Source organism: Lentzea sp. JNUCC 0626 (assembly GCF_043632865.1).
Lineage (GTDB): Bacteria > Actinomycetota > Actinomycetes > Mycobacteriales > Pseudonocardiaceae > Lentzea.
Genome location: NZ_CP171635.1, coordinates 5,966,988 through 5,986,091, shown reverse-complemented (window position 1 = coordinate 5,986,091; position 19,104 = coordinate 5,966,988). Strand labels below are relative to the sequence as shown.

At 68.0% G+C, this 19,104-nt stretch carries 19 protein-coding genes; 8 read left to right on the top strand and 11 right to left on the bottom strand.

Annotation, left to right across the window (positions count from 1 at the left end; genetic code table 11):
• Nucleotides 1–101 precede the first annotated feature (101 nt).
• Both JNUCC0626_RS27000 and JNUCC0626_RS26995 read left to right on the top strand, forming a co-directional pair.
• Nucleotides 102–2,816, top strand: a complete 2,715-nt coding sequence (locus JNUCC0626_RS27000; protein ID WP_394613567.1) for an ATP-binding protein — start codon at nt 102–104, stop codon at nt 2,814–2,816.
• Nucleotides 2,817–3,000: 184 nt separating this feature from the next.
• Complete coding sequence (locus JNUCC0626_RS26995) at nt 3,001–3,573, top strand: dihydrofolate reductase family protein (protein ID WP_394613566.1); 573 nt, start codon at nt 3,001–3,003, stop codon at nt 3,571–3,573.
• Here the strand turns inward: JNUCC0626_RS26995 and JNUCC0626_RS26990 are convergent.
• Genes JNUCC0626_RS26990 through JNUCC0626_RS26965 form a run of 6 tightly spaced genes read right to left on the bottom strand, consistent with a single transcriptional unit; the run spans nt 3,555 to nt 10,830 of the window.
• Nucleotides 3,555–4,466 carry an EamA family transporter gene (locus tag JNUCC0626_RS26990; protein WP_394613565.1) on the bottom strand — a complete coding sequence of 304 codons (912 nt, stop codon included), beginning with the start codon at nt 4,464–4,466 and terminating at the stop codon, nt 3,555–3,557. The two genes, JNUCC0626_RS26995 and JNUCC0626_RS26990, sit on opposite strands and share 19 nt — an antisense overlap.
• 13 nt (nt 4,467–4,479) lie before the next feature.
• Nucleotides 4,480–5,145, bottom strand: coding sequence for a uracil phosphoribosyltransferase (gene upp, locus JNUCC0626_RS26985; RefSeq protein WP_394613564.1), 666 nt, complete (start codon nt 5,143–5,145; stop codon nt 4,480–4,482).
• A complete protein-coding gene (locus JNUCC0626_RS26980; protein WP_394613563.1) occupies nt 5,142–5,807 on the bottom strand; it encodes an HAD family hydrolase in 666 nt (221 codons plus the stop codon). The genes upp and JNUCC0626_RS26980 overlap by 4 nt, the downstream gene beginning before the upstream one ends.
• Nucleotides 5,804–6,724, bottom strand: coding sequence for a pseudouridine-5'-phosphate glycosidase (locus JNUCC0626_RS26975; protein WP_394613562.1), 921 nt, complete (start codon nt 6,722–6,724; stop codon nt 5,804–5,806). The genes JNUCC0626_RS26980 and JNUCC0626_RS26975 overlap by 4 nt, the downstream gene beginning before the upstream one ends.
• A 7-nt stretch (nt 6,725–6,731) precedes the next feature.
• Complete coding sequence (locus JNUCC0626_RS26970; protein ID WP_394613561.1) at nt 6,732–6,956, bottom strand: tautomerase family protein; 225 nt, start codon at nt 6,954–6,956, stop codon at nt 6,732–6,734.
• Between the two features lie 10 nt (nt 6,957–6,966).
• Nucleotides 6,967–10,830, bottom strand: a complete 3,864-nt coding sequence (locus tag JNUCC0626_RS26965) for an amino acid adenylation domain-containing protein (protein WP_394613560.1) — start codon at nt 10,828–10,830, stop codon at nt 6,967–6,969.
• A 644-nt stretch (nt 10,831–11,474) separates the two neighbouring features.
• Here JNUCC0626_RS26965 and JNUCC0626_RS26960 point away from each other — a divergent pair.
• Genes JNUCC0626_RS26960 through JNUCC0626_RS26945 form a run of 4 tightly spaced genes read left to right on the top strand, consistent with a single transcriptional unit; the run spans nt 11,475 to nt 14,911 of the window.
• Entirely contained in the window at nt 11,475–12,122 is a 648-nt protein-coding gene (locus tag JNUCC0626_RS26960) for an ABC transporter permease (RefSeq protein WP_394622110.1), read from the top strand.
• Nucleotides 12,067–13,230, top strand: coding sequence for an ABC transporter ATP-binding protein (locus JNUCC0626_RS26955; RefSeq protein WP_394613559.1), 1,164 nt, complete (start codon nt 12,067–12,069; stop codon nt 13,228–13,230). The genes JNUCC0626_RS26960 and JNUCC0626_RS26955 overlap by 56 nt, the downstream gene beginning before the upstream one ends.
• A complete protein-coding gene (locus JNUCC0626_RS26950) occupies nt 13,227–13,961 on the top strand; it encodes an ABC transporter permease (protein WP_394613558.1) in 735 nt (244 codons plus the stop codon). The genes JNUCC0626_RS26955 and JNUCC0626_RS26950 overlap by 4 nt, the downstream gene beginning before the upstream one ends.
• A complete protein-coding gene (locus tag JNUCC0626_RS26945) occupies nt 13,958–14,911 on the top strand; it encodes a glycine betaine ABC transporter substrate-binding protein (protein ID WP_394613557.1) in 954 nt (317 codons plus the stop codon). The genes JNUCC0626_RS26950 and JNUCC0626_RS26945 overlap by 4 nt, the downstream gene beginning before the upstream one ends.
• Here the strand turns inward: JNUCC0626_RS26945 and JNUCC0626_RS26940 are convergent.
• Nucleotides 14,895–15,059, bottom strand: coding sequence for a hypothetical protein (locus JNUCC0626_RS26940; protein ID WP_394613556.1), 165 nt, complete (start codon nt 15,057–15,059; stop codon nt 14,895–14,897). The genes JNUCC0626_RS26945 and JNUCC0626_RS26940 overlap by 17 nt on opposite strands.
• A gap of 78 nt (nt 15,060–15,137) precedes the next feature.
• On the bottom strand, nt 15,138–15,656 hold the full coding sequence (locus JNUCC0626_RS26935) for a hypothetical protein (protein ID WP_394613555.1): 519 nt from the start codon (nt 15,654–15,656) through the stop codon (nt 15,138–15,140).
• A 133-nt stretch (nt 15,657–15,789) separates the two neighbouring features.
• Between JNUCC0626_RS26935 and JNUCC0626_RS26930 the strand changes: the two genes are divergently transcribed.
• Entirely contained in the window at nt 15,790–16,323 is a 534-nt protein-coding gene (locus JNUCC0626_RS26930; RefSeq protein WP_394613554.1) for a hypothetical protein, read from the top strand.
• Here JNUCC0626_RS26930 and JNUCC0626_RS26925 read toward each other — a convergent pair.
• A complete protein-coding gene (locus JNUCC0626_RS26925; RefSeq protein ID WP_394613553.1) occupies nt 16,312–16,602 on the bottom strand; it encodes a SelT/SelW/SelH family protein in 291 nt (96 codons plus the stop codon). The genes JNUCC0626_RS26930 and JNUCC0626_RS26925 overlap by 12 nt on opposite strands.
• Nucleotides 16,599–17,477, bottom strand: a complete 879-nt coding sequence (locus tag JNUCC0626_RS26920; RefSeq protein ID WP_394613552.1) for a helix-turn-helix domain-containing protein — start codon at nt 17,475–17,477, stop codon at nt 16,599–16,601. The genes JNUCC0626_RS26925 and JNUCC0626_RS26920 overlap by 4 nt, the downstream gene beginning before the upstream one ends.
• A gap of 145 nt (nt 17,478–17,622) precedes the next feature.
• On the opposite strand from JNUCC0626_RS26920, the gene JNUCC0626_RS26915 reads away from it, so the two are divergent.
• Nucleotides 17,623–18,663: an NAD(P)-dependent alcohol dehydrogenase gene (locus JNUCC0626_RS26915; protein WP_394613551.1), complete on the top strand. Its 1,041-nt coding sequence runs from the start codon at nt 17,623–17,625 to the stop codon at nt 18,661–18,663.
• Here JNUCC0626_RS26915 and JNUCC0626_RS26910 read toward each other — a convergent pair.
• Complete coding sequence (locus tag JNUCC0626_RS26910) at nt 18,630–19,052, bottom strand: MerR family transcriptional regulator (protein WP_394613550.1); 423 nt, start codon at nt 19,050–19,052, stop codon at nt 18,630–18,632. The genes JNUCC0626_RS26915 and JNUCC0626_RS26910 overlap by 34 nt on opposite strands.
• Nucleotides 19,053–19,104: the final 52 nt, after the last annotated feature.

Below are 19,104 nucleotides of genomic sequence, written 5' to 3'. Positions count from 1 at the left end.
CGCTGCCCTCCCTCTCGTCTGGTGAGGACAACGGTAAGAGCGTCCGCCGAGCCGCGCTTCTCGATTCCTGACCACCACGCGCCCTAGTACCCTCGGGCGCCATGCAGTCCCCGGTGCTGGTCGGTCGTGACGAGGAGACCTCAGCGCTGCGGGCCGCCCTGACACGCGCCGACCAGCACGAAGGCGGCGCGGTGTTCCTGGTGGGCGAACCGGGGATCGGCAAGTCGCGGCTGGCGTCCGACACCGCGGCGCAGGCCGCCAGGAGCGGGTTCCGGGTGCTCAGGGGCCGGGCGAGCCGGGCGGTGCCGCTGCGGGCGTTGTGCGAGGCGGTGCTGTCGGCGTTCCGGAAGGTCGCGCCGGACGAACGACAGCTCGGCGCGTACCTGCCGGTGCTGCTGCGGATGACCCCGGACGCCCCGGCGGCGGTGCCGGACCCCGCGGTGGTCAGGGCAGAGGCGGTCTTGAGGCTGCTCACGGCCGAGAAAACCGTGCTGCTGCTGGAAGATCTGCACGAGGCGGACGGCGAGACGCTGGCCGTCGTCGACTACCTGCTCGACAACATCGGGAACGAACCCGTGCTGGTCGTCGCCACTCTGCGCCCGCATCCCGAAGGCGCGCAACGACTCGCGGACGCGGCGACGGCGAGGCGCACGGCGTCGACGGTGCGGCTCACCGGGCTGACCGACGACGAGGTCGCCGAACTCGCCCGCCACTGCCTCGGCGCACCTCCGCCGGAGGACGTGCTGCGGCACCTCGTCAAGGTGTCCGACGGCGTGCCGTTCGTGGTGGAGGAGCTGCTCAACGGCGACCTGCGCGCAGTGCCACCCACGGTCGCCGCGGCCACGGTGCAGCGGGTCGACGCCCTCGGGCCCGAGACGGTCGCGGTGCTCGAAGCCGCCGCGATCTTCGGGCAGACGTTCCCGCTCGACGTCGTCACGGCCCTCACCGGCGCGACCCCGCTCCAAGCCGCCGAACGCGCGCAGCTCGTGCACGGCAACCAGTTCCGGCACGCGCTCACCGCCGACGCCATCACCGGCAGGATGACGCCGACCGCCCGCGCCACCCTGGCCCGCAGAGCCGCGCAGACCACGGAGTCGTTGCGCCCCAACGAACTGGAGCTCATCGCCGAACTGTGGGAGCGGGGTGGCGAACCGGCGAAAGCCGTTCAAACCCTGGCCAGAGCGGCACACCACGCCGCCGCGCTCGGCCGGTACGGCACGGCGGTCGAGCTGCTCGAACGCGGCCAGGCCCTCACCACCGATCCCGACCTCACCGCGGACCTGCTCACCGCGCTCGCCGACGTCCTGCCGCTGGCCGCCGTGGTCGTCCCGGCGGACAACGGCGCACGGGCCTTCGCGCTCGGAGAACGACTCCAGCAAGCCCTCACCGCGGCCAAGGCCGAGCAGGCCAGAAGGGCAGCGGTGACGCTCGCGCAGGCCAGGGTCGCCGCCGTCGCGGGGCAGTGGGAACGCGGCCTCGACCTGCTCGCCGCCACCAGGGAGACCTGCGCGGAGATCGACGTCGTCAAGGCGACCCTGCTGCTCGGCCTGAACCAGCTCGACCTGCTGCCCAAGGTCCGCGCCCTGGCCGAACGCGCCGCCGCGACGGGCACCCCGGAGATCGTCTGCGAAGCCCTCGAGGTGCTCACCCGGTGCACGAGAGGGCAGGATCTCGCCGAGGCCCGGCAGCACATCCAGCGCTGGCTGCACACGGCCGAACAGCACGGGCTCGCGGCGTGGCGGCTGCGGGCGTTGCTGGAACTCGGGATCACCGACAAGTACCTGACCACCGGCGTCGACAGCCTTCTGGCTGCCCGCCAGGCCGCGCTGGACACCGGCGCGATCGTGATCCTCATAGCCGCTGACCTGCACCTCGGCGCGACCTACCTGGTGCGTGGGGAGTACGAGGAGTCCGCGCGGTACGGCAGCAGCGCCGGGGAGGCCGCCGCGAAGCTGGGCCTGCACGCGCTCAAAGCACTGGCCGTCGCCATCGAGGCGGGCATCGCGGCCATGCACGGCGACCGCAAGGCGACCGACCGCGCGTTGGCCCAGCTGCGCGACCACGGCGGGTCAGAGGAGATCTGGTCGTACAGCTCGGCGGTCTGTGCGTTGATGGAGGAACAGCACGAGCGGGCGCTGGCCGAGTTCGACGAGATCGAGAACGCCGTCACCGAGCCGCGCATCCTCCGCGGCACCTTCTACCAGGGCCCGAGGCTGCTCACGAGGGTCGCGCACGGCCTCGCGGGCCGTCCCGAGCACGAACGGCTGGCCGAGTCGCACCTGTCGCAGGTCCAGCTGCACCGCACCTACTTCGCGTGGAGCAACGCGATCCTGCACGGCCGTGAAGGCAACACGGCCCAGGCAACCGCCGCAGCAGCAGAAGCCCTGGAACTCAGCAGAGGCCTCGGCCTGCCGCGGTACCTCGGCCTCAGGCTCGCGGGCCAGTCAGCGCTGAAGGACGGCTGGGGTGAGCCGCTGGAGTGGCTGCGCGAGGCCGAGGAGTACTTCCACGCCCTGAGCGTGCCCGCCGTCGCCGCGGCCTGCCGGGCCGTGCTGCGCGAGGCGGGCGCACCCCAGCAACGCCGCCGCCGCGACCACGACACGGTCCCGGCCGAGCTGCGCCGGGCAGGCGTGACGGTCCGCGAGTACGAGGTGCTGCGCCTGGTCGTCGAACGGTTCGGGAACGCCGAGATCGCCGAACGCCTGTTCCTGTCGCCGCGCACGGTCGAACGGCACGTGGGGAGCCTCAAGGCGCGGACCGGCTGCCAGAACCGGGCCGAGCTGATCGCCCACGCCCGCCCGTTAATTGGGGGCTGAGCCCCCATGTCAGCGCGCCGACCAGCGGGAAGACTCCTGACCCGAGCGGCGGCGCTGGACTCGGTGGGGTGTTCAGCGCCGCCGACACGCACGCCGGAAAATTCCTCGCGACGGATGTCGATTTACGTAGTCTCCCGTTCGACGCACTGATGAGAAGCAAGTGCGAACACCGAGGAGAACCACAATGCGCACCCTGATCGCCACCGCGTTCATGTCCCTCGACGGCGTCATCGAAGCGCCGGGTGGCGAGCCCGGTCACCGCAGCTCCGGCTGGACGTTCAAGGACGTCGAGTTCGACGAGGCCGCCTACGAGCTCAAGGGCCGTGAGCAGGACGAGGCCACCGCGATGATGATGGGCCGGGTCAGCTACGAGGGCTTCTCCCCGGTGTGGCCGACGCTCGAGTACTTCCCGAAGTACAACGTGATGCCGAAGTTCGTCGTCTCCAGCACCCTCAAGGAGGACCAGCTGGTCGACAACTGGGGCGACATCACCATCCTGCGTTCGCTGGACGACGTGGCCGCGCTGAAGGAGACCGAGGGCGGCCCGATCTCCATCCACGGCAGCGCGACGCTGAACCGCAACCTGTCCGACGCCGGCCTGATCGACCGCTACCACCTGCTGGTGTTCCCGGTCATCCTCGGCGCCGGCAAGCGCCTGTTCAGCGAGACCGACAAGGACAAGCAGCTGCTGAAGGTCGTCGAGAGCGAGACCTACGGCAACGGCATCCAGAAGTTCGTCTACGACGTCGTGCGCTGAAGTTCGCGCACGGGTTCGTCGAGCACCGGCTTCCTCGTCGGCGTGAGCTGCACCAGCAGGATCGCGCCGATGAGGATCGCCGCGCCGACGAACTGCAGGAACGACAGCGTCTCGCCGAGGAACACGAACCCGAGGACCGTGGCGATGATCGGGCTGCAGAAGCCGAGGAACGACAGGCCGATCGCGGGCACGCGGTCGGTGCCGCGGAACCACACCGAGTAGCCCACGAGCGAGCCGAACACGATCAGGTAGCCGAAGCCGAGCGCGTTGGTGCCGTTGATCGAGCTCGGCAGGCCTTCGAGCAGGAACAGCGCGGGCAGCAGCACGAGCCCGCCCGCGGTCAGCTGCCAGCCGGTGAACATCAGCACGTTGACCCCGGCCGGTCGCTGCCAGCGTTTGGTGAGCACGACCCCGGACGCCATGCTGATCGCCCCGCCGATCGCGGCGACCACGCCGACCACGTCCAGCGCCGCGGTGGCCTTCAGGACCAGCAACGCGACGCCGGTGGTGGCGGCGAAGCAGGCCAGCACGTGCGGCAGCCGGATCTTGTCGCCGAGCACCAGTGCCGCGAGCCCCAGCATGATCACCGGTTGGACCGAGCCCACCAGGGCCGCGACCCCGCCGGGAAGCTTGTAGGCGGCCAGGAAGAGCAGGAAGAAGAACGCGCCGATGTTGAGCGTGCCGAGGACGAGCGCACGCCACCACCAGAGGCCCTTGGGCAGGACCCGGCCGACCAGCAGCAGGATCAGGCCCGCGGGCAGTGCGCGGACGACCGAGGCGAGCAGCGGCCGGTCCGGCGGCAGGAGTTGGGTCGTCACGATGTAGGTGCTGCCCCAGATCATCGGCGCGAGCGCCGTGATCGCGGAGTCGGCCAGCAGCCGGTTGCCCTTCATGGTCGTGCCCCCGTCAGTCGTCCGTGCCGAAGAACCGATCTCCGAAGTCACCGATTCCCGGCACCATGTAAGCGTTCTCGTTGAGTCGTTCCTCGATCGCCGACGTCACGATCCGCACCCGCGGGAACCGCGAGCACACCGCCTCGATGCCCTCCGGCACCGTGATGAACGTGACGAACACGATGTTCTCTTCTGACACACCCCGGTCGAGCAGCACTTGAATCGCCGCGTTGGCGGTGCCTCCGGTGGCGAGCATCGGGTCGAGCAGCAGCACCTGCCGGGACGCGATGTCGTCGGGCAGGTTCGAGTAGTAGAGCTTCGGGAGCTTGGTCGTCTTGTCGCGCTGGATCAGGATCTTGCCGATCCGCGCGCCCCGCACGACCGCCCGCAGCCCGGCCTCCATGCTCTCGCCGGCCCGGATGATCGGGACGCCGACGAGCCTCTCCGTCGCGCGCAACCCGTGATAGGTCGCGCCGACGGGGGTGGTGACGTCGTGCGGTTCGAACGGCAGCAGGTCGAGGCCTGCCTCGATGAGCAGCCGGTTGATCCGCTCGGTGTAGAAGACGAAGTCCTCCCGCGAAACGTCCCGGTCGCGGACGATCGTGTGCATCGCGCGCAGCTGGTTCGTCTGCGGCAACACGTGGACGTTCTTCTCCAGGTACGCCTCGATGGAGGTCACGAGCACTCCTTGACGGCGGCCACGACCCCGGCGAAGGAGTCGACGAGCCAGGTGGGGTTGGCGCCGAGCAGTTGGTCGACGCTGTGCACGCCGTAGGACACCGCGATCGACGCCATGCCCGCCCCGTGCGCCATCAGGACGTCGTGCGTGGTGTCGCCGACCATCACCGCGTTGGCCGGTGCCACCCCGAGTTCGCGCAGCACGACGAACCCCGATTCCGGGTCCGGCTTGGGTTTCGCCACCTGGTCCGCGCCGACGACGACGGCGAACTCCTCGCGCAGACCGGCTGCGGTGAGCAGCGCCTCGGCGTTCACGATGAACTTGCTCGTCGCCACGGCGAGCAGGAAACCCTCTTCCCGCAGCGACTTCAGCCCGTCGTACACGCCGGCGAACACGAGCTGCGTCGCCATCGGCAGCACGATCCGGCGGAACGTCGCCTGGTACAGCTCGACGCACTGCGCGACGACCGGCTCGTCTTCGGCCGTGCCGAGGACCTTCGCGAACGCGGCGGGCAGCGGCAGTCCGATCGTGCCGCGGATGGCTCCCGAGTCCACTGTGGGCAGATCGAGCTGGGCGAACACGGCGGCGAACGTCGTGACGATGCCACGGGGTGTGTCGACGAGCGTGCCGTCCAGGTCGAAGATGGCGCATCGGCGGGTCATGAGGCGAACTCCTTGGCGTGGGCGGCGGCGAGTTCTCCGGCGACCTCGGCGGTGCTGATCAGCACCGCCATGTTGGCCTTCGCGGAACGCCCCTCCGTCGCGCGGTCTACGGCACGCATAAGGTATTTCGTGATGGCTTGTCCTGACACGCCTTCGGTTTCGGCGCGGGCGACGGCCTCCGCGATCACCGACTCGACCTCGGCGCCGTCGATCGCGTCGGCCTGCTTGGTCGGCGTGGTGACGAGGAACGAACCGGGGTTGCCGAGCGCCCAGTGGTTCTCGATCGCCTTCGCCAGCACTGTCGGGTCGTCGATCCGGTGCGGTGCGCGCAGACCGCTGGACACGCAGTAGAACGCCGGGAAGTCGTCCGACCGGTAGGCCACGACCGGCACGCAGTGCGTCTCCAGGAACTCCATGGTCAGCCCGAGGTCGAGGATGTTCTTGGCGCCCGCGCACACCACCGCGACCTTGGAGCGGGTGAACTGCACGAGGTCCGACGAGACGTCCATCGTGCGTTCCGCGCCACGATGTACCCCGCCGATGCCCGCCGACGAGAAGAACTTCAGCCCGGCGAGCTGCGCGGCGATCACCGAGGACGCGACGGTGGTCGCGCCCATCCCGCCGCGGGCCAGCACGATCGGCAGATCGCGGCTGCTGACCTTCGGGATCCCCTTGACGGTCGCGAACCGCTCGATGTCGGACTCGGTGAGACCGATGAGGATCCGGCCGTTGTCGATGCCGATGGTGGCCGGGACCGAGCCGCTCGCTCTGACCGCGTCCTCGACCCGGCGTGCGGTCTCGGCGTTGTCCGGGTAGTCGAGGCCGTGCGTGATGACGTTGGACTCCAGGGCCACGACGGGCTGCCCGGACGTGATCGCCTCGGCCACTTCCTCGCTGTAGACAAGGGGAATGTTCATCGGCACCTCAGTAGCTCGGGGTCTTGTGCAGGAGGTGTTTCCGTTCCACGATCTCCGGCGCGTAGACCTGGTCCTGCCACGCCTGCCGCTCGACCGGTTCGAGGGCGATCGACACGACGTCCTCCGTGCAGCCGAACGCCTTCGTCACCGCCTCGGTGATGGCCGAGACCAGCTCGGACGCCTGCTCTTCGTTGAGCGGGGCAGGGAAGTGCTTGATGTTCACGTGTGGCACGACGTCCCCCTTATGACTGGCCGCCCGCGATCGCGAGCGTGACGGCCTTCGTGACGGCCGCGATCAGCTCGGCCATCTGCTCGTCGGACAGCAGCACCGGCACCTGGGCGATCTCCTTCTGCACGGTCTCGTTCTGCCGCATCGACGCCAGCAGCTCGTCGATGTCGGGTTCGCGCAGCAGGCTGTAGTGATCGGCGTCGAGCTCGACGATCGTGGGCTCGGTGATCGAGAAGCCCTCGCTGCCCTCGATGAACGAGTAGTCGTCGCCCTGCGCCTTGAAGATCGTGAGCGGCGCGGCGATGGTGCGCTCGGCGAGCTCGCTGAAGGTGTACTTGAAGGAGAACGTCTCGGTGACGATCTTGATGATCCGCCGCACGAGTTCGCTGTCGAGGTCCCGCATCTCCGCGCTGATGAACGCGGCGAAGCTGTCCTCGTCCTGCGCGATCTCCAGGCACTGCTGCAGGCGCGGGTCGGTGATGCTGCCCGCGAACACCGAGAACAGGATCGTGACGAACGCGGTGTTGGCGTACGAGGCCTCGTCGCTGTCCCGCTCCGACCGCACCTTCGGCGAGCCCGGCGCGATCAGGTAGAGGTTCTCGACCTGCTCACCGGCCTGCTCGAGCTGGTAGGCCGTCTCGAACGCGACCCGCGCGCCGAAGGAGTAGCCCCACAGCGTGTACGGACCCTCCGGCTGGACCTTCTTGATGGCCTCGATGTCGGCCGCGGCCATCTCGCGGATGGTGCCGTACGGGGTCTCGCCCTCGTTGATGCCGTGCGCCTGCACGCCGTAGAACGGGCGCTCCGAACGACTGGCGAGCGTGCGCAGGTTCATCGGGTAGCCGCCGAGGCCGGGCCAGCAGAACACCGGCACGTCGTCGCCGTTGGGCTGCAACGGGACCAGCCGCGAGATCGGGCCCTCGTGCAGGCCGTCGACCCTCCTGCTGAGCTGCTCGATCGTCGGCGACTCGAAGAGCACCTGGAGCGGCAGGCTCGTGCCGAAGTCCTTGTTGATGCGGTTGACCAGGCCGACCGCGATCAACGAGTTGCCACCGGTCTCGAAGAAGTCGTCGTGCGTCGAGACGGTCTCGCGCTTCATCAGCTTCTTCCACATCTCGCTGATGCGGCGCTCGGTGAGGGTGCGCGGCGCGACGAACGGGCGGTCCTGGTCGTCGACGTTGGTCTTGTCGGACGCCTCCAGGGCCTTGACGTCGATCTTGCCGTTCGCGGAGAGCGGCAGCGCGTCGAGGACCACGACCTTGTTCGGGATCATGTAGTCCGGCAGGAAGTTCACCAGGTCGTCCCGGATCAGCTCGGCCGGGCCCTTCATGTGGACGACGTCTTCCTTCATGCCGGGGCTGCGGCGCTGGTCGTAGGAGACCTTGCCGCCCAGGAAGAAGTACGACGGGCCTGGCTCCTCGCCGAGTTCCGCGAGGATGCCGTTGATGCGCTTGGCCGACGGCAGGTCGTTGTCCGACTTCGAGCTGTAGCCCGACGACATGAAGCCGAGGTCGACGTCGTTGGCGGAGAACCGGTGCATGGTCCGGCCGAGGTCGACGTACCGCCGCCAGTCCTCTGTGGACCGGCTGATGGCGGTGACGCCGAAGCTCGCCCGCTCGTACACCGCCTGGTTGATGGCGATGACGTGCTTGCGCAGCACCAGTTCGTCGGACACCCGCTCGAACTCGCCGTCGGCGTAGCGGTACTGGCCGCCGGGCAGGTTCGTGACGCGGCCGGGGTGCGTCTGGACGTAGACGTCGACGTCGTCCTCGCGCAGCCCGGTGTAGGCGCACAGCTCGAACGTGCCGAGGTAGTAGTCCTCCTCGGCGACGTCGAGCAGGTCCTTGGTCTGCGGGGTGTGCTCGGAGGCCTGGACGTCGAGGCCGTAGCCGGGCAGGACCTCCTCGAAGAGCCCGACCATGTGGCCGGTCTCGATCTCCAGCACTTCCTGGATGTTGTTGAGGTACACGGCTTCGATGGCGGCCTTGCGCCCGATGAAGTGCAGCTTGGCCTTGGCCTCGAAGCTCTCCGGCAGGTCGTGGATCAGCACCAGCTGGTGACGCAGCGGGTGGTAGTAGTACAGCCCGGCCGGCAGCCCCGCGATGTGGTGCAGTTCCAGGTGCAGCTGCGTCGCGTAGAGCGAACCCGGTGACGCGTAGCCGTACTTGGGCAGCAGGCGCTGGTCGCTGAAGTGCGCGCCGAAGTACCGCAGGATCTCGCCGAGTTCGGCGAAGTGGATGCTCTTCGGGTCCTTCGAGCCCGCCCCGATCGGCTTGCGCTCCAGCAGCCGGACGAGGTCGGCGTCGGTGACCTGGCCGCCTTCGTAGAAGCGGTAGGACTTGCGGGAGAACACGACTTTGCGCTGCAGGCAGCTGGCTTCCTCGCCGGGCAGCTCGAAGCTCTGCCTGCCACCGAGGTCGTCGCGCACGCCGGGGTTCGACAGCTGCGCCCGCACCTGGAGGCGGCTCGACTTCGACTGGTGGTGCGAACCCGCGTTGCCCTGGTCCATCAGGGCGGCTTCCTTGGGGTTCAGCTCGACGCACGCGATGAGGTTCTGGAACCCGGTGCGCTCGTCCTCCTTGACGATCACCGCCGCGTTGCGCACCCAGTCGTGCGTCTCGATCGCCAGCCGGATCTCGTCCAGCTCCACCCGGTAGCCGCGCAGCTTGACCTGGCTGTCCGCGCGTCCGGCGAACTGCACGGTGCCGTCGAGGTTCTGCGTGACGAGGTCGCCGGTGCGGAACATGCCGTCCACGAAGCGTTCCTCGGTGAGTTCCGGCTGGTGCAGGTAACCGCGGGCCACCTGGATGCCGCCGATGTACAGCTCACCGATCTCGCCTGGGGTCACTGGGTTGCGGTTCTCGTCGAGCACCAGGTACGTGGTCTGTGCGACGGGTAGTCCGATGGAGATGGACTTCGGGGCCTCGGCGAGTTCGGCCGGGTCGACCACGTGGGACGACGAGTTGATCGTCGTTTCGGTGGGGCCGTAGAGGTTGATGAGCTTGACGTTCGGCATGTCTTGGACGAACGCCTGCGCGAGTGTGCGGGAGAGTGCTTCGCCGCCGCTGAAGACCTGCTTGAGGCTCGTGACGGTGTGGAACTCCTCGGTGTCGATCAACGCCTGGAGCAGTGTCGGCACGCATTGGAGCGTGGTGACACCCTGCTCTCGCATGGTCTCGATCAGCATCTCGGGGTCGCGGTAGATGCCGGGTCGCCCCATGACGACGGTGCTGCCGACGGCCGGGGCGAGGATCTCCCACTGGGCTGCGTCGAAGCTCATCGGCGTCTTCTGGACCACGCGCTTCGTGCCGTCGATGCCGTGCGCGTCGTGCAGCCACAGCATCTGGTTGACGATGCTGCGGTGCTCGATCATCACGCCCTTGGGACGACCCGTGCTGCCCGAGGTGTAGATGATGTAGGCGAGGCTGGTGTGCGAGGGCGAGAACCCGTCGTCGAACGCCTCGTCGCAGTCGTCGAGCGTGACGATCCGCGTGGTGGCCGGGGCGAGTTCCTGGAGGCGTTGCTTGAGTTCGCGCTGGGTGACGACGACCTTCGTGCGCGAGTCCTCGATCATGTAGCGCAGGCGCTCTTCCGGGTACTCCGGGCTCAGCGGCAGGTAGGCGCCGCCCGCGCACAGGATGCCCCAGGCGCCGACCACGAGGTCGAGCGACGGTTCCACGAACATGCCCACGCAGTCGTCTTCGGTGATGCCGAGTCTGCGGAGGTGGGTGGCCAGGGCGGAGCTTTGTTCGAAGAGCTCGCCGTAGCTGATGCTCTCCGCGCCGAAGACTACGGCCGTGCGATCGGGGTGTTCCTCGACCTGCTTGCGGAGCAGGTCGGGGAGGCAGCCGCCGTCCACTTCAGCTTCGTGCGACATCTCAGAAATCCCCCAAGCGGTCAGCGGACGTGGGCGGGTGCGGGATGTGTTTCGTTTGTTGAAGAACGTATGAGTTCGGGCTCGAAGGCCGGTGGAGGCTGTGGCGTGGCTCCGTTGGTTCCGTTGGGTGCGTGGGTTCCTGTTCCAGCGGGGTTGGTTGCGTTCTGTTGGTCGGGCTGCGGTTGCGAGGGTGGGCGCGCGGGTCGTGACGAAGAGCGGGGTTGCGATTGGGGCTTGACTTCGGGGCCCTTGCGAGGCGCTTCACGGACCGGAAAGGCCGGGCTGAAAAGCGCCCGGCCGAGCCACGAGTGGTAGCACCTCGCACCCAAAGTCAAGCCCCAATCGCCATGAGCGGGGTTACCGCTACCCAGACAGGAATCAGCCCGTTCGGGCTCGCCTTCGGCTTCGCCACGCCCGGATTCGTAGGTGATTGGCTTACGTCTTCGGCTGTCCGGTTGGCACCTCGCGCCGGGCCAAGACGGTGGTCACCTTGCGTTGGCGACTGCGGTTGGCCCGCCGCTCACTTGCCGTGATTGCCAGGTTTGAAACTCGTCCATCCGGGTATAAGCATTCATGACCGATGGTTGCCGCTCCGTCCACAATGGTGTTGGGTGGACGCCAACTTCGAGGGCGGGGCCACGAGGATGAATCTGCTGGAGTACGTAGCCGATCGCTGGGATCGGCTGTCTTTGCAAGCGTTCCTGCACGTCAGTGCTGTTGTGCAGTGCACAGTTCTGGCGGCTTTGCTGGGTGTGCTGATCGGCGTGCTGGTCTATCGGAGTCCGGCCGGATCGGCGCTGGCCACGGCGTTGGCGAGCACCATTTTGACGATTCCGTCGTTTGCTCTGCTGGCGTTGCTGATTCCGGTGTTCGGCCTTGGCGCGGACACGACGGTGGTGGCTCTGGTGCTTTATGCGCTGTTGCCGATCGTGCGCAACACGATCGTGGGACTGGCCGGAGTGGACCCGGCTGTGAGCGATGCCGCTAGAGGCATTGGGATGAGCAGAATCGGGGTGCTGACGCGCGTTGAGTTGCGGTTGGCGTGGCCCGCGATTCTGGCTGGAATGCGGGTCGCCACGCAGATGTTGATGGGCATCGCGGTGATCGCTGCCTATGCGAAGGGACCCGGGTTGGGGTCCGAGGTGTTCTCCGGGCTCGCGAACGCAGGGAGTGCCAACTCCATGAACCAGGCTCTCACCGGGACGATCGGCGTGGTGATCCTCGCGCTGGTGCTCGATGGCGTCTACGTGCTGGTCAACCGTTTCACCGTGTCGAGGGGCGTCCGTGGCTGAAAAAGGGATTGAGATCGAGCTCGACCACGTGACCAAGCGGTACGCGGGGCAGAAGGCCGCGGCGGTCGAGGAGTTCTCCATGGTCGTGCCCGCCGGGCAGATCGTGGTGTTCGTCGGGCCGTCGGGGTGTGGGAAGACGACGACCATGCGGATGATCAACCGGTTGATCGAGCCCACGTCCGGGAAGATCACCATTGGTGGCGAGGACGCGTTGAAGATCGACCCGGACGATTTGCGGCGGCGGGTCGGGTACGCGATTCAGCAGGCCGGGTTGTTCCCCCACTTCACGGTGGCGCAGAACATCGGGATCGTGCCCGGGTTGTTGGGGTGGGACAAGAAGAAGACCTCGGCTCGGGTCGAGGAGATGATGGATCTCGTCGGGCTCGATCCCGGTGAGTTCGGTGATCGGTTTCCCCGGCAGCTGTCCGGCGGGCAGCAGCAGCGGGTCGGGGTGGCGCGGGCGTTGGCGGCCGACCCGCCGGTGTTGCTGATGGACGAGCCGTTCGGCGCGGTCGACCCGATCACCCGTGGCCATCTGCAGGATGAGTTGTTGAGGCTGCAGAACGAACTTCGCAAGACGATCGTGTTCGTGACGCACGACTTCGACGAGGCCGTGAAGCTCGGGGACAAGATCGCCGTGCTCGGTGACCGGTCCACGATCCTGCAGTACGACACACCGGACGCGATTCTCGCCAATCCCGCGGACGACACGGTCGCCGGGTTTGTCGGTGAGGGCGCGTCGTTGAAGGCGTTGACGTTGATGCGCGTGCGGGACGTCGAGCTGGGGCAGGCGGTCACCGTCCGGGTGGACGCCGATCCGTCCACTGTGGAGGCCGGGGACGCGAAGTTCGTGCTGGTGCTCGATCGGCGTGACCGGCCGGTGCGGTGGGTGCGGGTGAACGACCTGCGCCGCGCCACGTCCTTGGAGCGCATCGGGCAGCCGGTGCAGGACTCGGTGTCGGTGCAGTCGACGTTGCGCGACGCGCTGGAGGCCATCGTCAACGAAGGCGGCCGTGCGGTCGTCACGGGTGGTCGTGGCGAGTACGTCGGCACGGTCGACCTGGCGACGGTGACCGAGGTCGTGCAGCAGTTGAGGTCGAACGCATGACGGCCGAGCGGATCCGGTTCTGGGCGCAGCCGCTGGCGGTGCTGCTGATCGTCGGCGGCGTGCTGGTGTGGGTGTTCAGCGGAGAGCTGACCGCGACCGAGAAGAGCACGCTCAACGCGAAGTCGTTGTTCACGGCGTTGTACGACCACCTGATGATGACGGTCGTGGTGACCGCGATCGTGGTCGCCGTGGCCGTGCCGGCGGGCATCCTCGCCACCAGGACGTGGGCGCGCTGGCTCGCGCCGGTGCTGCTGGCGGTCGCGAACGTCGGCCAGGCCGCGCCCGCGCTGGGTGTGCTGGTGCTGTGGTTCCTCGTCACCGGCGCGTCCGGTGGTCTGTGGGTGGCCGCGCTGCCGCTCGCGTTCTACTCGTTGCTCCCGGTGCTGCGCAACACGATCGTCGGCATCCAGCAGGTCGATCCGTCCCTTGTGGACGCCGGGCGCGGCATCGGCATGTCGGCGTCGAGCGTGCTGTGGCGGGTGGAGTTCCCGCTCGCCACGCCGTTGATCCTCGCCGGCCTGCGCACCTCGCTGGTGCTGGCGGTCGGCACGGCGACGTTCGGACTGTTCGTGAACGCCGGTGGGTTCGGGTTGCTCATCGACACCGGCTACAAGCTGAACCTGATGAAGGTCCTGGTGACCGGCTCGGCACTGGCGGCGGGTCTCGCGCTGCTGGTCGACTGGGCCGGCGCGGTGATGGAACACTGGTTCGGCCCCAAGGGGGTCAGGTGAAGAGGCTGCTGCTGGCCGCGGTGCTGGTGCTGTCCGGCTGTGGCCTGGACGTCAACAGCGCGTTGCCGTACGACGTGTTGCCCGGCTCGATCAAACCCGACCAGGCGTTGCAGGGCGTCGAGATCACCGTGGGGTCCAAGGACTTCACCGAGAACATCCTGCTCGGCTACATGGCCGAGATGGCGTTGTCCGCCGCGGGCGCCGACGTCATCGACCTCACCGACCTCAAGGGCTCGCAGACCGCGCGGCAGGCCCTGCTCAACGCCGAGGTCGACGTCACCTGGGAGTACACCGGCACCGGCTGGATCAACTACCAGGGCAACGAACTCCCGGTCACCGGCGGTGAACAGGCGCAGTACGAGGCGACGAAGAAGGCGGACCTGGAACAGTTCGGCGTCGAGTGGCTCGCCTACTCACCGCTGAACGACCAGTACGCGTTCGCCGTCACCGAGGCCTACGGCGAGCAGCACGGCCTCAAGACCACCTCGGACATGGCCGCGTTCCTCACCCAGAACCCGGACCAGGCGGTGTTCTGCCTGGAGACCGAGTTCACCAGCCGCCAGGACGGTTTCCCGGCCGCGCAACGGGTCTACGGCTTCCCGACCACCGAGGTGAAGAACTTCGGCATCGGCACCATCTACTCGGCCATCGCGGGTGGCACCTGCCCGATCGGCGAGGTGTTCACGACCGACGGCCGCATCGCCGCGCAGAAGCTCCGCGTGCTGGAGGACGACAAGAAGGCGTTCCCCCAGTACAACGTGGCGCCGACCGTGCGGGCGGAGTTCCTGAAGCGGTACCCGCAGATCCGCGGACCGCTCGAGGAGGTCAGCGCCGCGCTCACCAACGAGCAGATGATCGAGCTGTGCCGTCAGGTGGACGTGGACGGCAAGGACGCGGGAACGGTCGCCCGCGACTGGATGGTGTCGAAGGGGTTCATCTCGACGGCCTGATCGACCGCACCTCGCCCAGCATCTCGACGAGCCGGGCGGGCAACGCGATCGCCGCACGTCCTTCCGCGGACACGGTCGCGTAGACCAGGCCACCGCTGCGCACCGTTTCCCCGTCCCGCCGGAACGCGAAGTCGAGCTCCGTGTGCACGACGTGCACGTCGAACCCGAGCGACCGCCAGTCGTCGTACGGCAGGCCACGTGAACGAGTAACCGGACCACGCGTCGTTCATCGCATCGCCCGGCCGACCGGCGGCAGCACCGACACCATCGACGCCGCGAGCCACAGCATCAACGCGATCCCCGGCACGATGATCAACGTGCCGCCGTTGTTGATGGTCAGCCGCACCACCGCGAACACGTAGTACGCGACCACCAGGAACCCGAGCGCGGCCAGCACCCACCGTGCGAACCCGAGCCGGGCGAAGAGCAACGCGGCGAACAGCAGCACCACCCCGCCCGCGACGTAGGTGGCGACGATCGCCGGGTCGCCGTTGGCGATGAAACCGCGGCCGAACGCGAGTCCCAGCAACGCGACGGCGGCCTCCGGGGTCTGCCGGATGCCCTTGCCGTCGGCGGAGTTGAGCCCGGCCAGCACGAAGCACAGCACGGCGACGGCGAGCCACAGTCCACCCGCGAGGAACGCCGGCGCGACGCTCGGCCGCAACGGCTGCTGTCCCCAGCCGGGCGCGGGGCCGTATCCCGGACCGTGTCCCTGCTGGACCTGCCAACCCTGGTTCGGATGCACGGCCGTCACGATACGAGCCACGCGCCCATGCCGCAGGGAATTCGCAGAAGGCCCAGTGCGGCAGGCGTTTTGCCCGATTGACCCCGTCGGCCCGGCGCGAGAGGTTGGTGCGAAACCGAAGGGGGAGAACCGAATGCGCGCAACGCTATTAGGTGTCCTGCTGGCTCTCGGCAGCGTGGTCGTCGCGGCCGGACCGGCGAACGCCGCGGGGCCGTGCTCCGTCAGCAACACGAGAACTACCCCGGGCGGGCACATGGTCAAGCTGCACTGCTCCAGCCCCACCGCGTTCATCGACGGCTTCGGCACGACGGTCGGCGACGCGAACAGGGAAGGCCTGCTGCTGCGCCAGTTCCAGAACAACGGTGGACCGCTGTGCAGCGGGTTCCTGAGCAGCCCCGTCACGGGCGGATACGAGTTCAAGCTGACCTGCACGAGCCCGACCTCGTTCGCCGACGCCTACGGCACCACGCTGACGGACGCGGCCAGGGAAGCCCGGCTGCTCAAGGAGATCGCGCCGGACCGGCACTGCTCGCACGACTTCATCTCCACCGTCTCCGGTGGTTACAAGGTCAAGGCGAGCTGCACCAAGCCGACGATCTTCTTCGAAGGCGTCGGTGCCACGGTGACGCAGGCCGCCGAGAACGCGCGCCTGGCGTCAGGAATCTGATGCTTTGCGATCGGTGTGGCCCAGCGAACGCTCTGGTGCCACCCGGTCGCGCACGAGCTGCTTGAGCACGGCGAGGTCCGGGAAGCCTTCCTGGGCCTTGCGCGACCACAGGGTCTCGCCGTCGAGCCGCACGTCGAACACGCCACCGGTGCCGGGGATCAGCGCGACCTCGCCCAGTTCCGAGACGAACGTCGTCAGCAGCTCCTGGGCGGTCCAGCCCGCCCGCATCAGCCAACGGCACTGGGTGCAGTACTCGATCTCCAGACGCGGTGTCCTCATGCCTGAGTCTTAGCAGACACCCGCGTCGCGTCCTTGCCCCAGCTCGCCAGCAGCTGCAACGCCTCGGCGGACGCGGTGCCCGGTTCGGCGTGGTAGGTGCTCAGGAACAGCTCGGGTTCGCTCGGCATCCGCAACGTCTCGTACGACAGCGTCATGTCACCGACCAGCGGGTGCCGGAACACCTTGGTGCCGAAGGACTTCTCCTTCACGTCGTGTTGCGCCCAGAGCTGGCGGAACAGCTCGCTCTTGAGCGACAGCTCGCCGATCAGCTCGGTGAGGTCCGGGTCGTTCTGGAAGCAGCCGGCGTCCATCCGCAGGAACGCGACGATGTCGGCGGCCTTGCTCTCCCAGTTGACGAAGAGTCGCTGGACGGTGGGGTTCAGGAAGATCAGCCGAGCCCAGTTCCGCTCGCGCGGCTCCAGTTCGCTCCAGTCGCCGAACAACGCCGCCGCCATCGGGTTCCAGGCGTAGATGTCGGTGCGCCGCCCGCCGATGTACGCGGGCACGGTGACGGTGTCGAGCAGGTGCCGCAGCGCCGGCCGGACCTCGCGGGTGTGGTTCTTCCGCTTCTTCCTGCTGGTCGTGTCGTACGGGCACGCCGTGAGGTTGCGCAGGTGCGTGTACTCGGCGTCGGTCAGCCGCAACGCGCGGGAGATCGAGTCGATCACCTCGTCCGAGACGTTGCGGCCGTTGCCCTGCTCAAGGCGCGTGTAGTACGCCACGGAAACGCCCGCGAGCTGCGCCAGTTCCTCGCGGCGAAGGCCGGGTACGCGACGGGTGCGGCCGTAGCGCGGCAGGCCGACGTCGTCGGGGGACAGCCGCGCCCGGCGGCTGCGCAGGAACTCGCTCAGCTCGGTGCGCGGGTCTACGTCCATGCACCCGAGTATCCCCGGACCTGCAAAATCGTGCCTGCTACTGCTGGTGGTAGGCACGCGGGACGTACGAAAACCAGGTGTCTGGGTAGCCCTCGCGAACGGGAGCAGTGTCGTCGTCGACACCGAAACCGAGGAGACACCGAGAATGAGCACCGTCGCTGCCTACGCCGCTCCCGCACCCAAGGCACCGCTGGAGCGCACCACCATCGAGCGTCGCGCGGTCGGCGCGCACGACGTCCTGATCGACATCAAGTTCGCCGGCATCTGCCACTCCGACATCCACCAGGTCAACGAGGGCTGGGGGCAGGCCACCTTCCCGATGGTCCCCGGTCACGAGATCGCGGGCGTCGTCACCGAGGTCGGTGCCGAGGTGACCAGGTACGCCGTCGGTGACCGCGTCGGCGTCGGTTGCTTCGTCGACTCCTGCCGCGAGTGCGACTACTGCCTGCGCGGCCTGGAGCAGTACTGCGCCAAGGGTCACGTGCAGACCTACAACGCGACCGACTACAACGGCGAAGTCACCTACGGCGGCTACTCGAAGCAGATCGTCGTCGACGAGAACTACGCCGTGCGCATCCCCGACGCGCTGCCGTTGGACGTGGCCGCGCCGCTGCTGTGCGCGGGCATCACGCTCTACTCGCCGCTCAAGAACTGGAACGTCGGCCCCGGCAGCAAGGTCGCGATCGTCGGCCTGGGCGGCCTCGGCCACATGGGCGTCAAGATCGCCGTCGCGCTCGGTGCCGAGGTGACCGTGCTGTCGCAGTCGTTGCGCAAGAAGGAAGAGGGCTTCAAGCTCGGCGCCCACGACTTCCGCGCCACCAACGACCCGGCGACGTTCGCCGAGCTCGCCGGCACGTTCGACGTGATCATCTCGACGGTCTCCGCGCCGCTCGACTTCAGCGCCTACCTGTCGTTGCTCAAGACCGAGGGCGCGATGGTCAACGTCGGTGCGCCGGAGGAGTCGATCTCGCTGAACCTGTTCAGCCTGATCATGCAGCGCAAGACGCTCGCCGGGTCGATCATCGGCGGCATCGCGGAGACCCAGGAGATGCTGGACTTCTGCGCCGAGCACGGCCTGGGCGCCGAGATCGAGCTGATCAACGCCGACGAGATCAACACGGCGTACGACCGGGTGCTGTCGAGCGACGTGCGCTACCGGTTCGTCATCGACACCGCGACGATCTGATCCGGATCCAGCACGGCCTTGCTGCCCGTGCACGGCGTGCCCGTCTCGTGGCTCGACACGGCTCCCTCGATGACCGTGTCGAGCCGCAGCAGCGTCTCCTGCAGCTCCTCGATCTGCCTGATCACCGACGACCGGTGGCCCCGCAGCTTGGCCAGGACCTGCGGAGACGCGATCCCGGTGACCATGCACGGCAGCATCTCCAGGATTGCCGCGCTGGTGATCCCGGCGGCGTAGAGCTGCTGGATCAGCTTCACGCGGTCGACGGCGTTCTCGGCATAACGCCGTTGGCCGCTCCCGCTGCGTTCGGCGGCGAGAAGGCCCTGCTCTTCGTAGTAGCGCAACGCCCGCACACTCACGCCCGTGCGTTCCGCCAGCTCACCGATTCGCATTGAGACCTCCGCCACAAAAGCTACCTCTGACGTCAATGTCAGGTTTCTAGCC

Excerpts from the sequence above, each read along its gene's own strand:
- JNUCC0626_RS27000 (WP_394613567.1), top strand. The coding sequence starts at position 102 with ATGCAGTCCCCGGTGCTGGTCGGTCGTGACGAGGAGACCTCAGCGCTG.
- JNUCC0626_RS26995 (WP_394613566.1), top strand. The coding sequence starts at position 3,001 with ATGCGCACCCTGATCGCCACCGCGTTCATGTCCCTCGACGGCGTCATC.
- JNUCC0626_RS26990 (WP_394613565.1), bottom strand. The coding sequence starts at position 4,466 with ATGAAGGGCAACCGGCTGCTGGCCGACTCCGCGATCACGGCGCTCGCG.
- JNUCC0626_RS26980 (WP_394613563.1), bottom strand. The coding sequence starts at position 5,807 with ATGACCCGCCGATGCGCCATCTTCGACCTGGACGGCACGCTCGTCGAC.
- JNUCC0626_RS26975 (WP_394613562.1), bottom strand. The coding sequence starts at position 6,724 with ATGAACATTCCCCTTGTCTACAGCGAGGAAGTGGCCGAGGCGATCACG.
- JNUCC0626_RS26965 (WP_394613560.1), bottom strand. The coding sequence starts at position 10,830 with ATGTCGCACGAAGCTGAAGTGGACGGCGGCTGCCTCCCCGACCTGCTC.
- JNUCC0626_RS26960 (WP_394622110.1), top strand. The coding sequence starts at position 11,475 with ATGAATCTGCTGGAGTACGTAGCCGATCGCTGGGATCGGCTGTCTTTG.
- JNUCC0626_RS26955 (WP_394613559.1), top strand. The coding sequence starts at position 12,067 with ATGGCGTCTACGTGCTGGTCAACCGTTTCACCGTGTCGAGGGGCGTCC.
- JNUCC0626_RS26950 (WP_394613558.1), top strand. The coding sequence starts at position 13,227 with ATGACGGCCGAGCGGATCCGGTTCTGGGCGCAGCCGCTGGCGGTGCTG.
- JNUCC0626_RS26930 (WP_394613554.1), top strand. The coding sequence starts at position 15,790 with ATGCGCGCAACGCTATTAGGTGTCCTGCTGGCTCTCGGCAGCGTGGTC.
- JNUCC0626_RS26925 (WP_394613553.1), bottom strand. The coding sequence starts at position 16,602 with ATGAGGACACCGCGTCTGGAGATCGAGTACTGCACCCAGTGCCGTTGG.
- JNUCC0626_RS26920 (WP_394613552.1), bottom strand. The coding sequence starts at position 17,477 with ATGGACGTAGACCCGCGCACCGAGCTGAGCGAGTTCCTGCGCAGCCGC.
- JNUCC0626_RS26915 (WP_394613551.1), top strand. The coding sequence starts at position 17,623 with ATGAGCACCGTCGCTGCCTACGCCGCTCCCGCACCCAAGGCACCGCTG.
- JNUCC0626_RS26910 (WP_394613550.1), bottom strand. The coding sequence starts at position 19,052 with ATGCGAATCGGTGAGCTGGCGGAACGCACGGGCGTGAGTGTGCGGGCG.